At 65.6% G+C, this 14561-nt stretch carries 14 protein-coding genes and 1 tRNA gene; 4 read left to right on the forward strand and 11 right to left on the reverse strand.

Translation table 11 applies throughout. The annotated features are described in order from the left end of the window. Positions 1–93: 93 nt before the first annotated feature. From EZ304_RS05020 to EZ304_RS05055, 8 genes are all read right to left on the reverse strand, one after another. Complete coding sequence (locus tag EZ304_RS05020) at positions 94–1401, reverse strand: NADH-quinone oxidoreductase subunit D (protein WP_142806453.1); 1308 nt, start codon at positions 1399–1401, stop codon at positions 94–96. Next, complete coding sequence (locus EZ304_RS05025; protein ID WP_005410462.1) at positions 1398–2147, reverse strand: NADH-quinone oxidoreductase subunit C; 750 nt, start codon at positions 2145–2147, stop codon at positions 1398–1400. Before EZ304_RS05025 ends, EZ304_RS05020 begins: the two co-directional genes overlap by 4 nt. Positions 2148–2180: 33 nt before the next feature. Further along, positions 2181–2735 (reverse strand): NuoB/complex I 20 kDa subunit family protein, encoded by a 555-nt coding sequence (locus EZ304_RS05030; RefSeq protein ID WP_005410463.1) that lies wholly within the window; start codon positions 2733–2735, stop codon positions 2181–2183. Then, positions 2726–3082 carry an NADH-quinone oxidoreductase subunit A gene (locus EZ304_RS05035; protein WP_005414075.1) on the reverse strand — a complete coding sequence of 119 codons (357 nt, stop codon included), beginning with the start codon at positions 3080–3082 and terminating at the stop codon, positions 2726–2728. The genes EZ304_RS05030 and EZ304_RS05035 overlap by 10 nt, the downstream gene beginning before the upstream one ends. A 111-nt stretch (positions 3083–3193) precedes the next feature. After that, positions 3194–3278, reverse strand: a tRNA-Leu gene (locus EZ304_RS05040). A gap of 51 nt (positions 3279–3329) precedes the next feature. After that, positions 3330–3767: a preprotein translocase subunit SecG gene (gene secG / locus EZ304_RS05045; RefSeq protein ID WP_099551936.1), complete on the reverse strand. Its 438-nt coding sequence runs from the start codon at positions 3765–3767 to the stop codon at positions 3330–3332. Positions 3768–3798: 31 nt separating this feature from the next. After that, the gene (gene tpiA, locus EZ304_RS05050; protein ID WP_142806454.1) at positions 3799–4554 is read right to left on the reverse strand and encodes a triose-phosphate isomerase; all 756 of its coding nucleotides are present in this window, start codon (positions 4552–4554) and stop codon (positions 3799–3801) included. 676 nt (positions 4555–5230) lie between these two features. Next, positions 5231–6208, reverse strand: a complete 978-nt coding sequence (locus EZ304_RS05055) for an isopenicillin N synthase family dioxygenase (protein ID WP_142806455.1) — start codon at positions 6206–6208, stop codon at positions 5231–5233. Between the two features lie 151 nt (positions 6209–6359). Here EZ304_RS05055 and EZ304_RS05060 point away from each other — a divergent pair, with 151 nt between their 5' ends. From EZ304_RS05060 to galE, 4 genes are all read left to right on the forward strand, one after another. After that, positions 6360–8240 (forward strand): DUF3413 domain-containing protein, encoded by a 1881-nt coding sequence (locus EZ304_RS05060; RefSeq protein WP_142806456.1) that lies wholly within the window; start codon positions 6360–6362, stop codon positions 8238–8240. Positions 8241–8258: 18 nt separating this feature from the next. Further along, on the forward strand, positions 8259–9404 hold the full coding sequence (locus EZ304_RS05065; protein ID WP_142806457.1) for a glycosyltransferase family 4 protein: 1146 nt from the start codon (positions 8259–8261) through the stop codon (positions 9402–9404). After that, positions 9397–10254: a polysaccharide deacetylase family protein gene (locus tag EZ304_RS05070; RefSeq protein WP_005410470.1), complete on the forward strand. Its 858-nt coding sequence runs from the start codon at positions 9397–9399 to the stop codon at positions 10252–10254. Before EZ304_RS05065 ends, EZ304_RS05070 begins: the two co-directional genes overlap by 8 nt. A 68-nt stretch (positions 10255–10322) precedes the next feature. Continuing rightward, complete coding sequence (gene galE, locus EZ304_RS05075; RefSeq protein ID WP_099554905.1) at positions 10323–11363, forward strand: UDP-glucose 4-epimerase GalE; 1041 nt, start codon at positions 10323–10325, stop codon at positions 11361–11363. Positions 11364–11382: 19 nt separating this feature from the next. Here the strand turns inward: galE and EZ304_RS05080 are convergent, their stop codons facing one another. The 3 genes from EZ304_RS05080 to accD all read right to left on the reverse strand — a co-directional run bounded on the left by EZ304_RS05080 (position 11383) and on the right by accD (position 14360). Continuing rightward, positions 11383–11865, reverse strand: a complete 483-nt coding sequence (locus EZ304_RS05080) for an RcnB family protein (RefSeq protein WP_142806458.1) — start codon at positions 11863–11865, stop codon at positions 11383–11385. Between the two features lie 258 nt (positions 11866–12123). After that, positions 12124–13485 (reverse strand): phosphoglucosamine mutase, encoded by a 1362-nt coding sequence (gene glmM, locus EZ304_RS05085; protein ID WP_142806459.1) that lies wholly within the window; start codon positions 13483–13485, stop codon positions 12124–12126. Continuing rightward, a complete protein-coding gene (gene accD / locus EZ304_RS05090) occupies positions 13485–14360 on the reverse strand; it encodes an acetyl-CoA carboxylase, carboxyltransferase subunit beta (protein WP_142806460.1) in 876 nt (291 codons plus the stop codon). Before accD ends, glmM begins: the two co-directional genes overlap by 1 nt. Between the last annotated feature and the right edge of the window lie 201 nt (positions 14361–14561).

The raw sequence follows: 14561 nt of genomic DNA on the forward strand, positions 1-14561 counted from the left end.
CGACCTCAGCGAAATGCATAACGTGAAATTCCAGAAACTGCGGCGCCGGCTTGCGCCGGCTGCCTGCAGCGGGCGTTGGCGTGGCGGACGGCATTACCGGTCAACCTCGCCGAACACCAGGTCGTAGGTACCGATCATCGCCACCACGTCGGCCAGCATGTGGCCGCGCACGATCGAATCGATCGAGGACAGGTGGGCGAAGCCCGGCGCACGCAGGTGCACGCGGAACGGCTTGTTGGCGCCATCGGAGACCAGGTAGCAGCCGAATTCGCCCTTCGGCGCTTCCACCGCCGAGTAGGTCTCGCCGGCCGGCACGCAGTAGCCTTCGCTGAACAGCTTGAAGTGGTGGATCAGCGCTTCCATGTCGTCCTTCATGTCCTCGCGCTTGGGCGGAGCGACCTTGAAGTTCTTCACCATCACCGGGCCCGGGTTGGCCTTCAGCCACGCCACGCACTGCTTGATGATGCGGTTGGATTCGCGCATTTCGGCAACGCGGACCAGGTAGCGGTCGTAGCAGTCGCCTTCCTTGCCCAGCGGGATGTCGAAATCGACGGCATCGTACTTGGCGTACGGACGCTTCTTGCGCAGGTCCCAGGCGATGCCCGAGCCGCGCAGCATCACGCCGGTCATGCCCCACTGGTGGGCCAGCTCCGGAGTGACCACGCCGATGCCGACGGTACGCTGCTTCCAGATACGGTTGTCGGTCAGCAGGGTTTCGTATTCGTCGATGCGCTTGGGGAACTCGACGGTGAAGTTCTCCAGGAAGTCCAGCAGCGAGCCTTCGCGCGAAGCATTGAGCTGCTTCAGCGCCTTGCCCTTGTGCCAGCGCGATTCCTTGTACTTCGGCATGTGGTCCGGCAGGTCGCGGTAGACACCGCCCGGACGGTAGTACGCCGCGTGCATGCGCGCGCCGGAGACCGCTTCGTAGCAGTCCATCAGCTCTTCGCGCTCGCGGAAGGCGTACAGCATCACCGCCATCGCACCCAGGTCGAGCGCGTTGGAGCCCAGCCACATCAGGTGGTTGAGGATGCGGGTGATTTCGTCGTACATGGTGCGGATGTACTGCGCGCGCTCCGGCGCCTCGATGCCCATCAGGGTCTCGATCGCGCGCACGTAGGCGTGCTCGTTGCACATCATCGACACGTAGTCCAGACGATCCATGTAACCGATCGACTGGTTGAACGGCTTGGACTCGGCCAGCTTTTCGGTACCACGATGCAGCAGACCCACGTGCGGGTCGGCGCGCATGATGGTTTCGCCGTCCATTTCCAGGATCAGGCGCAGCACACCGTGAGCGGCCGGATGCTGCGGGCCGAAGTTCATGGTGTAGTTGCGGATTTCCTGCCGGCTTTCGGCGGCATTGCTGGCGAATGCTTCGCCGGCCTGGTGTACGTGGCTCACTTCACTGCCTCCTGCGCGCGCTCACCTTCTGCGGTCTGCAGACGGGCGTCGTCGCGGATCACGCGCGGCACGCCGACACGCGGCTCCACCGAGGTGACCGGTTCGTAGATCACGCGCTTCTTTTCTTCGTCGTAGCGGACTTCGACATTGCCGATCAGCGGGAAGTCCTTGCGGAACGGATGGCCGACGAAACCATAGTCGGTCAGGATCCGGCGCAGGTCCGGGTGGCCTTCGAAGATCACGCCGTACAGGTCGAACGCTTCGCGCTCGAACCAGTTCAGGCCCGGCCAGATGCCGGTCAGCGAGGACACCACCGGCAGCGCTTCGTCAGGGGCGAAGCAGCGCAGGTGCATCATCAGGTTGTGCTGGTACGAACGCAGCTGGGCGACCACGGCGAAGCGCTGGGTCGGCATGTGCTGCGGGCGGGCACCGTCGGCACCGTTTTCCTCGGTGGGGAACTCGCCCCACGCGAAACGGCCCTGGGCCTTGCCTTCGACACCACGGCTGAAGCCCTGCGAGGACACGTCGGCGGTGTCCCATTCGTCGGAGCCATAGCCAAGGTAGTCGACGCCGCAGAGATCCACGGCCTGCTCGAAACCAAACTCGTCACGCAGCGCCAGCGCGGTGGCATGCCACTCGGCGGCAGGCACCTCCAGCGTCACTTCGCCGCGGGGTTCGACCACGATGACCTTCGCACCAGCGAAACGTGCGGAGAGTCGGTCGATGAAGGATGCTTGCTCTGCCATGGGGGCTTGGCGCGCTCTTGTAGTGTGGAAGGGTCAGCGGGCGATGGTCTGTGTACGCCAGATCTTCTTCTGCAGCTGCAGGATCCCGTACACCAGCGCCTCGGCGGTCGGCGGGCAACCCGGGACGTAGACGTCCACCGGCACCACGCGATCACAGCCGCGCACGACAGAATAGGAGTAGTGGTAATAGCCGCCACCATTGGCGCAGCTACCCATCGAGATGACCCACTTCGGGTCCGGCATCTGGTCGTAGACCTTGCGCAGCGCCGGGGCCATCTTGTTGACCAGGGTACCGGCCACGATCATCACGTCGGACTGACGCGGCGACGGGCGGAACACCACGCCGTAGCGGTCAAGGTCCAGGCGCGCGGCGCCGGCGTGCATCATCTCGACCGCGCAGCAGGCCAGGCCGAAGGTCATCGGCCACATCGAGCCGGTGCGCGCCCAGTTCAGCAGTGCGTCGACGCTGGTGGTGACGAAGCCCTTCTCCAGCAGCGGGTTGTCGCCTTCCGGCCGCAGGATGTCATCAACCCGGCCTTCCGGCGTGGGGTTGTTCATGAGGCCATCGAGAGTCTGAATCACTCCCATTCCAGCGCTCCCTTCTTCCAGACGTAAATGAAACCGAGGAACAGCATGCCGACGAACAGGCCCATGGTGACGAGCGAACGGGCGCCCAGCTCCATGAAGACCTGGGTCCACGGCACGATGAAGATGATTTCCAGGTCGAAGACGATGAACTGGATCGCGATCAGGTAGTAGCGCACGTCGAACTTCATGCGCGCGTCTTCGAAGGCCTCGAAGCCGCACTCGTACGGCGACAGCTTTTCCAGATCGGGGCGGCGGGGACCGAGGAATCGACCAACCAGCATCAGCGTAATGCCGATACCGGTGGCAACGATCAGAAACAGCAGAGACGGCAAATATTCGGCCAGCACAGCGATTCTCTCTTGCCTCTGCCGCTGCGCCTGCAGGCGCTTTGGCATGGGGGAGTGGACGGGAATCTACCTGGCGCCTTGCGCGCCAGGCGAACCCGCTTTACTTACAAATGGTGCCCAAGAGGGGACTCGAACCCCTACGACCTAAGTCGCTACCACCTCAAGGTAGTGCGTCTACCAATTCCGCCACCTGGGCAAACGATCACATCAGACTATCTTTCCGATGCGCCGCGTATTGTAACCGGCTTCAGTGTTTCTGGGAGCCTTCCGAAGGCTTTTCTTCACCAGAAACCGAAGATTCCGCCTGAGCCGGCACATTCGCGGCCGGAACCGGGGCTGCCGGGACCGTATCGGCCTTCGGAACGGCCGGCAGTTCGCCCGCCGGAGCCGCCGGAGCAGCCACCGCCGGGGCGGACATCAAGCCCAGATCCTGGTCGGCCGCCGGACGGCTGCCATGACCGGCATACCAGGCCATGAAGAGGCTGATGCCGAAGAACACGACGGCCAGCCACTTGGTCGACTTGGACAGGAAGTTCGAGGCGCCACGCGCACCGAACACCGTACCCGAGGCACCGGCACCAAAGCCCGAACCCGCCGCCGCACCCGAGCCACGCTGCATCAGGATCAGCGCGATCATGGCCACAGCGACCAGCACGTAGACGACATTGAGGATCAACATCAGCATTGGAAACCGCCCTCGGACAATACTTCTAGGATTAGTTCGCGGCCGCCGCCCTTGCGATGGCCAGGAAGTCCGCGGCCACCAGGGAGGCGCCGCCGACCAGCCCACCATCGACATCCGGCTGCGCGAACAGTTCCCCGGCATTGTCGGGCTTCACGCTACCGCCGTAAACAATGGGCAGTGAATCAGCGATTCTAGCATCGATACGCGCGACTTCGCCACGGATGAACGCGTGCACCTGCTGTGCCTGCTCCTTGGTGGCGGTACGGCCGGTACCGATGGCCCAGACCGGCTCATAGGCAACCACCGCCTGGGCGAAACCGGCGGCACCCACCAGTTCCAGCACCGGTGCCAGCTGGCTGGCGATGACCGCCTCGGTCTGCCCCGCTTCGCGCTGCTCCAGGGTCTCACCCACGCACAGCACCGGCACCAGGCCGGCGTGCTGGGCCGCGGCGAACTTGCGCGCGACCAGTTCGCTGCTTTCATGGTGGTACTGGCGGCGCTCGGAGTGGCCGACCAGGCCATAGCGGGCACCCACCTCGTGCAGCATGGCGGCACAGACCTCGCCGGTGTAGGCGCCCTTCTCGTTGCTGCTGACGTCCTGGGCACCGAACACCAGCCCGGTGTCACCAAAGTCCTCGACCAGCTCGCCCAGGTACGGCAGCGGCGGCAGGATCACCACGCCCACCCCGTCCAGCGGCAGCCCGGCGGCCACCTGCCCCAGCAGTTCATTGGCGAATTGACGGCTGCCATGCAGCTTCCAGTTTCCGGCGACGATCTTGCGGCGCATGAGCGGGTGGCTCCTGTGTGAAGTCAGCCGGTCATGATACCCGTTACGGCAAAAATCCGTTTCCGTGTAAGCGGTTACATGGATTTTCAGCCAACGGCGCAGCCCCTCGTGGCGGGGGTTGGGTTGTCGCGGAAGGCCCGGTTGGGTTGGTGGGATTGGCCGGGCGGGTGGGCTGCGCAGGGGACGCTGCAAGTACGTCCCTGTAAGCTCGTAGGCGCCATCCATGGCGCCTGCGCCCCTGCGCAACCCACCCGCCCGGCCTCTGACACATCGCGGCGGTTCTGGCCGCCACGGAAAGAAAAAAGAAGAGCAGAAGCAAAAGCAGCATCCCGGCCTGTTCCGGGGTCAGATCCCTTTTCCGCAGGAAAAGGGATCTGACCCCTACCCCACGTCGATCTGACAGATTCCATCCACGCATGGCGTGGATCTACTGGCCACCGGCCAACTGTCGAAGGCGGGGCGGTGTGGGTGGGCAGGACCGCAGGCGCCATGGACGGGTTTACGGCGTGTCCTGCCCACCCACACCGCCCCGCCCAACCCGCAGAAACCCAGAGCCGCTTTGGCTTTGGCCTCTGCGGGTGCAGGGCGCAGCCCTGCCGAACACCCTCCGCTGCGCTCGCCGGGCACGGCCCGGCGCTACCCGTAATGAAAAAGCCGCCTTTCGGCGGCTTCTTCATTACTTCAGCTTGATCTCGCGCAGGCGCTCTTCGAGGAAGCCGTGGGCGGTGATCGGCTCCGGGTACCGGCTCGGGTTCTCCGCGGTGATGCACGACGGCAGCACATCGATCAGGAAATCCGGGTTCGGGTGCAGGAAGAACGGCACCGAGTAGCGCGGCTGGCGGGCCAGCTCGCCCGGGGGGTTGACCACGCGGTGGATGGTGGACGGATACACGTGGTTGGTCAGGCGCTGCAGCATGTCGCCGATGTTGACCACGATGGTGTCCGCGTCCGAAGTGAACGGCACCCACTCGCCCTCATGCGACTGCACTTCCAGGCCCGCGGCGCTGGCGCCGACCAGCAGGGTGATGAAGTTGATGTCGCCATGGGCGCCGGCACGCACGTTCGGGATGTCGTCGGTGGTGATCGGCGGGTAATGGATCGGGCGCAGGATCGAATTGCCGAAGTTGGTCTTGTCGGCGAAGAAGGTCTCCGGCAGACCGATGTGCAGGGCCAGGGCCGACAGCACGCGCGAACCCAGGTTGTCCAGCGCCTGGTACAGGCCGTAACCCCGCTCACGGAAACCCTCGACCTCGGTCGGCCACAGGTTCGGCGCCATCACCTCACGGTACTTGGAGTCATCGGCGATCTCGCGGCCGATGTGCCAGAACTCCTTCAGGTCGAAGTGCCTGGAGCCCTTGGCGGTCTCCACGCCGAACGGGGTGTAGCCACGGGCGCCACCGCTGCCGGCGACGTGGTACTTGCGCTTGACCTCGTCCGGCAGGGCGAAGAAGGCCTTGAAGGCATCGTAGGCCGCGTCGATGTCGGCCTGCGGAATGCCGTGGTTGCGGATGCCCGCGAATCCCCATTGGCGGTAGGCCGCGCCCAGCTCGGCCACGAAGGCCTCGCGGTCGCTGTCAAAACGGGTGATGTCGAGGGTGGGGATCTGGCTCACAGCGATTCCTGGCTTGTCATTGGGTCTGGAGGGCCCGCGCATTCATGGCCCGCCTGAACATTGTGACAGATCGCCCGGCGGACGCTACTCGATCCTCGGAAACAAATCGATACAATGCGCGACCTGCGCACATTTAACGAATCCATCACGTTGGTAGCGCAAGCCCCGACCGCGCCTCCCGACCCGAAGCACCATGCCCGACGCCCCAGCCGCCATCGCCCTCCCCCCCGCAGGCCCTGCCCTTCGCTGGCGCCGACTTGCGTGGTGGTCACTGTTCGTCCTGGGCAATGCACTGCTGGCGACGGTGATCACCCTCGGCAACGTGCCGCTGCACGACAACCCGGGCGGCCACCAGGGCCTGGCCTATCTCGCGATTGCCCTGCCGGGGCACCTGCTCGCCTTCGGCGCGCTGGCCGGTGCGCTGCCACTGCTGCTGGGCCTGTGGCCGCGCAGCGCGCGCACGCTGAGCATCAGTGCGGTACTGCTGCAGGGCTTGTGGCTGTGCCTGCTGCTGGTCGATGCCAAGGTGTTCACCCTGTACCGCTTCCACCTCAATGCCATGGTCGTGAACATGGTGTTCGGCGGCGCCCTGCAGGACCAGGTTGCGTTGTCGTGGAAGACCTGGGTGCAGGTCGGCCTGCTGGTGGCGGCCATTTTCACCGCCGAGGGCATCCTGGCCTGGGCGTGCTGGAAGCTGCTGCCGGCCGCGCCCCGCCGGCGCAGGGTGCTGCAGGCCTGGGCTGCGGCCGCCCTGCTGATGGCGAGCGGCCAGGTGGCCACCGCCTACTACGACGCACGCGGCGACCGTGACGTGATTGCCCAGTGGAACTACCTGCCGTGGGCCCAGCCGATCACCGCCAAGAGCTTCATGCGCAGGCTGGGCGTGGTCAGTGAACAACAGGTCGGCCTGCCCGATCCGCGCCATGCGCAGCTGCTGTATCCGCTGCAGCCGCTGCGCTGCCAGAGCCCGCAGCGGCCCAACGTACTGATGGTCGTGCTGGAATCGCTGCGCCACGATGCGCTTACCCCGCAGATCATGCCGAACACCTCGGCACTGGCGACGTCCGCTCGTGTCTATGACCGCCATTTCAGCACAGGCAACGCCACCCGCTATGGCCTGTTCGGCCTGCTCTACGGCCTGCCGGGCGGCTACTGGCAAAGCATGCTTGACGAGCAGCGCGGCTCACAGCTGTTCAAGGTGCTGGGCCAGCAGGGGTACGACCTGCACCTGTACGGCAGCGCGCCGATGTACAGCCCGGAATTCGACCGCACTGCATTTGCGGATGTCCGCGACCAGCTGCACCAGGGACCTTCCGAGCTGGGTTCGGAAGGCCGTGACAGCAGCATCGTGGCCTCGCTTCAGAAGGACATCCGTGCCAGCCAGGCAGCGCACACGCCGTGGTTCGGCTTCGTCTTCCTCGATTCCACCCATGCGCCCTACCACATGCCCGCAGGCTACCCGCCGCTGGCGACCCCGATGGCGCAGGAAATCGACTTCCTCAAGTTCGGCCCGGACCACGACCCGGCCCCGGAACTGAACCGCTACCGGACCGCCGTGCATTACGCCGACAGCCTCGTCGGCACCCTGCTGGACGATCTGCGCGCGCAGGGCCTGGACCAGAACACCATCGTCCTGGTCACCGGCGACCACGCCGAGGAGTTCAACGACCTGAAGCTGAACTACTGGGGCCACAACGGCAACTTCTCCGACTACCAGCTCCAGGTGCCGTTCGTGCTGCACTGGCCCGGCCAGGGCAGCGGCCACGAAGCACGCATCAGTTCGCACGAGGACTGGGTACCGACCCCGATGCGGCACGCCCTGGGTTGCGAGAACGCACTGAGCGACTTCAGCACCGGCCAGGATCTGCTGGCCGAACCCGCAGGCGAGCGCGCACTGGTGGTGGAAAGCTGGTCACAACGTGCCGTCCGGCACGGCAACGCCATCTACGTGTTCGACAAGTTCGGCAATGCAACGGCGCTTGACCTGCACTACCGCCCCCTGCCGCAACAGGCCCCGGATGCCGGCGCCGTCCGTACCGCATGGGAAGCGCTTACCCGCTTCCGCAACCGCTGACCACAGAGGATGGATTCCATGAAACGCTCGCTGCGGATCCTGCATACCGAAGCCGCCCGGGGAATGGGTGGCCAGGAGATCTACATCTTCCGCCACATGCAGGTGATGCGTGCGCGTGGACACCAGGTGTCGCTGCTGTGCCAGCCCGATGCCCGCCTGGCCCAACTCGCGCGCGACGATGGCTTCACCGTGCATACCCTGCGCATGGGCGGCCTGGCACGACTGCTGCGCGGCATCTGGTCGGTGTCACGCCTGGTGCGCCGCGAGCGCTACGACGTGGTCAACACCACCAGCCGCCGCGACGCACTGATCGCCGCGGCCGGCGCACGCCTGGGCGGCACGCCACTGGTGGTGCGCTCGCGCCACCTGATGAGCCCGGTCAATTCGCTGCTGACCTACACCGGTCTTCCGCACCGGATCATCACCGTCAGCGATTTCGTCAAGCGCCTGCTGGTCGATCGCGGCATTGCCGCCGAACACATCGGCATCGTGCCCCCCATGGCAACGCCCCCGCGCTGGGGCATGACCGAGCAGGGCGATCCCTGGAAGAACCTGCAGGACAACCGCGCACAGGTCCGCGCCGAACTCGGTTTCGCCGAGCGCGACATCGTGGTCGGCTGCGTGGCCGTGCTGCGCGAGCCCAAGGGCCATGCCGATCTGCTGCGCGCCATGGCACCCCTGTGCAAGGCCAATCCCGACCTGCACCTGGCCGTGGTCGGTGACGGCGAGCCGGTAATGGGCCGCCTGCAGGCCCTGCGCAGCGAACTCGGCCTGGAGCAGCAGGTCCATCTGCTCGGCTTCCGCAGCGATGCCCACCGGCTGATGGCCGGTTTCGACATCTTCGCCCTGGCCACCCACAAGGAAGCCTCGGGCACCGTGTTCCTCGAGGCTGCGCAGGCGGCACTGCCGATCGTCTCGCATCACGTTGGCGGCGTGCCTGAAATGGTGGTGGAAGGCAGCAATGCCATCCTCACCCGGCTGGGTGATGACGCCGCCCTCACTGGCGCGTTGCGGCTGCTGGTGGATGATCAGGAACGTCGACGGCAGATGGGCCGCGCCGGTTGGGACTGGATCCGCAGCGCCAGGCAGTTCAGCGCGACCGGCCACGGCGAGGCCACCGAAAACTACTACCTCCAATGGTTGAAGGAGCTGGGTCATGGCTAACGCCAGAACCGTACCGGTGCTGATGCACCACCATGTCAGCAACTCGCCGGGCATGATCACCGTGTCCCCGGAAAACTTCGAGAGCCAGATCGCCTGGCTCGCACGTACCGGCTGGACCTCGCTGACGCTGGACCAGTACGCCGGCTTTCTCGCCGGCAAGCCGGTGCCGCGCAAATCGATCGTGATCACGTTCGACGACGGCTACCTGGACAACTGGGTCTACGCCCATCCGATCCTGCAGAAGTACGGCATGCATGCGGTGGTGTTCGTGGTCACCGGCTGGATGCACGAAGGCCCGATCCGCCCGCATGCAGGCATCGAAGGTGCCGAACTGCCGGCCACGCCGGAACATCGTGCCTGCGAAGACCTGATCTACAAGCAGGGCCGCAGCGACGAGGTAATGATGCGCTGGAGCGAAGCGCGTGCGGCAATCGAAGCCGGCACGTTCGAGGTCCACTGCCACACCCACAGCCACACCCGTTGGCTCAAGCGCGATGACCTGGACCGTGCACAGCGCCGCGAAGGCATCAGCGGCGACCTGGCCATGGCGAAGCAGACACTGCTGGAAAAGCTCGGCGAAGTCTCCGATACGCTGTGCTGGCCTTATGGTGACTTCGACGATGACTACATCGAAGTGGCACGCGAACAGGGCTTCCGCTACCTGCACACTACCCACCCGTTCGGCCGCAACGTGATTGGTGGCGATCCGGAGCGCATCTATCGCTTCGCGATCCGCAACCGGCCGGCCAGCTGGCTGCGCAAGCGCATCGCATGGAGCTACAACCCGTTGATCGCGCCGATCTTCAACGGATTCAAGGCACGGCAGAAGAAGATGGTACCTGGCCCTTGAGAGGCCACGTCCATCCTCATCAAGGCAGCACCCGGTTTTCGAATGGACTCCAAGGAACAGTGAAGGCAATGAACGTACTGGTGACCGGCGGTGCTGGCTACATCGGCTCGCATGCCTGCGTGGAGCTGCAGCAGCGGGGGCACGGCGTGGTCATCGTGGACTCGCTGTGCAACAGCGACGCCAGCGTGGTCGAGCGCATCGGACGGATCACCGGCACGGCACCGGTGTTCGTGCAGGCTGACATCCGGGATCGACCGCGCATGGCCGCCTTGATGCAGGAACACGCGATCGATGCCGTGCTGCACTTCGCAGCGCTCAAGTCCGTGGGCGAATCCCAGAGGATTCCACTGCAGTACTTCGACAGCAACATCAGCGGTTCGATTGCCCTGCTCGGCGCCATGCAGGATGCAGGCGTGCAGTTGCTGGTCTTCAGCTCTTCGGCAACGGTGTACGGCAACCAGGACCACTGCCCGGTGGCCGAGACCGCTTCAACCTGTGCGATGACGCCCTATGGGCGCACCAAGCTGGTGGTCGAGCAGCTGCTCGCCGACCTGGCGGCAACGGGCCAGGACCTGCATGTCGCGACGCTGCGCTACTTCAACCCGGTCGGCGCCCACGCCAGCGCGCTGATCGGCGAGCTGCCGCATGGCACGCCGAGCAACCTGATGCCGTACATCGCGCAGGTTGCCGCCGGGCTGCTGCCGGAAGTGCAGGTCTTCGGGGATGACTATCCGACCCATGACGGTACCGGCGTGCGCGACTACATCCATGTGCAGGACGTCGCCAGCGCCCATGTGCTGGCCCTGCAGTTCCTCCGTGACCAGCGGCGCAGCATCACCCTCAACCTTGGCACCGGCCAGGGCCACAGCGTGCTGGAACTGATCCAGGCCTTCGAGCTCACCACCGGCATGCGGATTCCGTTCCGCATCGTGCCGCGACGCAATGGCGACATCGCGGTCAGCTTCGCCGATACCTCGCTGGCGCTGCGCGAGCTGGGCTGGAAGGCGCGTCACGATCTCACCGACATGTGCCGGGACACCTGGAAATGGCAGCGGGCGATGTCACAGGCCGCGCAAGGTGCAATGCCAACGCACCTGCCCGCGTGCTGATGCGGGCAGGCACCGTTGGTCAGAAGAAACGCCCGTACACGACCTGCACGATCTCACCATTGCCGGTGTTGATCAGCAGCGCATCCGGGCCATAGCGCACCCATTCGTAGCCCATCGGCGGCATGTCCAGGCCGAACAGCCAGAAGTCGTTGAGGATGTAGTCCCCGACCCAGTACGGGCGCGGCAGGATCTGGCCGTAGTGCCAACGCTGGTAGGCATAGCCGATCGGCGGATGGTAAGGCCCGATGCGGAAGGCATGATCGGCGCGGAAGTTGTGCCGGTACTCATCGCGGAAGACCGGCCGCGCATTGCCCAGTTCGCGTGGGCGCTCCATCCGTGGGTAGCCCCAGGGCGCCCGCATCGGCTCTTCGCGCGGTGCGGACATATGCGGCCCTCCTTCGGGGCGGCGTTCGGCACTCGCAATGGAGATACCACCCAGCAACGGCATCACCAGCAGCGCTCCTGCGAGCAGGCAGCGGCTGTAGCGCAGTGAGGTGTTCATGGTCAGGGTCCTTGCAACCAAAGAAGAAGGATGGAGCGCGGTCCGCTCCGGCCGGGTCCCCGCCTGCACAGGTCATGCATTGCAACCAGGGATCCTGATGCCGGGAATACGCCCCGCCTCGTTCACGACGCGTCACAAAGTGCACAGCCGCAGCTGAACGCGATCGCGGGTCGCGCACGGTTCAGTCACCATCCCCAGAAAACGACATGGCCGCAAACGCGGCCATGTCGGGTGCAACACGCTGGACTCCCGCGGCACTCAGGCCGCTGCTTCACGCACCGCAGCGGACAGGCGATCCAGCGTTTCCTGCATCAGCGCGGCATCATCGGCTTCGACGGTAACCCGTACCACCGGCTCGGTACCGGACGGACGCAGGAACGCGCGACCGCGACCGGCAACCGACTGCTGCGCGGCCGCCAGCGCAGCCTGCACGCTGTCGGCCTGCACCGTGGCCTTGGCCGAGACATTGCCCAACCGCACGTTGACCGTTTTCTGCGGCACCCGCTCCAGGCCCTTCAGCGCCTGGTGCAGGGTCTGGCCGCTGTTGCGCAGTGCCACCAGCAACTGCAGGGCGCTGACAATACCGTCGCCGGTGGTGGCCCGGTCCAGGCACAGCAGGTGACCCGAGGCCTCGCCGCCGAGAACGCCCCCACCTTCGACCAGTGCCTGATGCACGTAGCGATCACCGACGTTGCTGCGCACGAACGGTATCTGCAGGTCGGCAAACGCCTTCTCCACGCCGTAGTTGCTCATCAGCGTCCCGACCACCGGGCCGCGCAGGCGGCCTTCAGCCTTCCACGCACGGGCCAGGATGTACAGCAGGTCATCGCCGTCCACCGGGTTGCCCTGGTCGTCAGCCATCAGCACGCGATCGCCATCACCGTCGAACGCGATGCCGAGATCGGCGCGGGTCTCGCGGACCTTGGCCGCCAGGTTGTCGATATGGGTGGAACCCACGCCGGCGTTGATGTTCACGCCATTGGGCTCGGCACCGATGCCGATCACCTCGGCACCCAGTTCGCGGAACAGCAGCGGCGCGATCTGGTAGGTGGCACCGTGCGCGCAATCCAGCACCAGGCGCAGGCCACGCAGGTCGAATGTGCGCGGCACGCTGGCCTTGCAGAACTCGATGTAGCGGCCGACCGCCTCGCGCGCCCGTGATGCCTTGCCCAGTTTTTCCGACTCAACGGTGGTGAACGGAACGTCCAGTGCCGCTTCCAGGGCCAGTTCGGTGGCATCGTCGAGCTTCTCGCCCTGGGCGGAGAAGAACTTGATGCCGTTGTCGTAATGCGGATTGTGCGAGGCACTGATGACGATGCCGGCGTCCACGCCCAGCGTGCGCGTCAGGAACGCCACTGCCGGCGTCGGCATCGGCCCCAGCAGCTGCACATCGGCACCGGCAGCGACCAGGCCGGCCTCCAGCGCCGCCTCGAACATGTAACCGGAAATGCGGGTGTCCTTGCCGATCACCACGATCGGTCGGCGCCCGTCCTGCCCACGCTGGGCCACCAGGACACGGCCCAGGGCATTGCCCAGGCGCAGCACGAAGTCGGCCGAAATCACGCCTTGGCCGACCCGTCCACGGATGCCGTCAGTACCGAAGTACTTGCGAGCACCCATCAAGCCACCTCCGGCGCCGGCTGCCGACCCAGCATCGCCAGCAGATCGGACAGGCGGTCGCGCATCTCGCGGCGGTCGCAGATCTGGTCGATGGCACCGCGCTCCAGCAGGAACTCCGAACGCTGGAAGCCTTCCGGCAGCTTCTCGCGCACGGTCTGCTCGATCACGCGCGGGCCGGCAAAGCCGATCAGCGCCTGCGGTTCGGCGATGTTGATGTCGCCCAGCATCGCGAACGACGCTGATACGCCACCGGTAGTCGGGTGGGTCAACACCGAGATGTACGGCAGGCCGGCTTCGCGCAGCTTGCCCAGCGCGGCCGAGGTCTTGGCCATCTGCATCAGCGAGAACAGGCCTTCCTGCATGCGCGCGCCGCCGCTCTGCGAGAAGCACACGTAAGGCGCACCGATCTCCACTGCGGTTTCAGCAGCCAGCGCGAAACGCTCACCCACCACCGAGCCCATCGAACCGCCCATGAAGGCGAAATCGAACGACGAGGCGACCAGCGCACGGCCCTTGAGCAGGCCGCGCATGGCGATCAGCGCGTCGTACTCACCCGTGTTCTTCTGCGCGATCTTGATGCGCTCGCTGTACTTCTTCTGGTCCTTGAACTTGAGCAGGTCGGCCGGACCCAGGCGCGCACCGATCTCGGTGGTGCTGTCGGCGTCGAACAGGGCGGCCAGGCGCGCGCGCGCGCGGATCGCCATGTGATGGCCGCACTTCGGGCAGACCTCCAGGTTCTCTTCCAGTTCCGGACGGTACAACGCGCTGCCGCAGTTGCTGCACTTTTCCCACAGGCCCTCGGGGACACTGCGCTTCTTGCTGGGGGTGTTGTCGGTGCGGATGCCGGACGGCATCAACTTGCTGAGCCAACTCATGCGGGAGGACACTTCCGTTCAGGGCGGCCCAGGGGCCGCAAAGGCGGACAGTCTAGCTCCGCTTTCCCTGCCCGTGCACCCCCTTGCCGGGCATGGGGGTGCTGGAAAAAACCATGCTGGGACGTACGTTTAGGTGTCGGGTAGCGCCGGCCGCTGGCCGGCAGCCCTTACGTACAGACCCATGGGTAGTGCCGGCCAGCG

The organism is Stenotrophomonas maltophilia, from assembly GCF_006974125.1.
Classification (GTDB): domain Bacteria; phylum Pseudomonadota; class Gammaproteobacteria; order Xanthomonadales; family Xanthomonadaceae; genus Stenotrophomonas; species Stenotrophomonas maltophilia_O.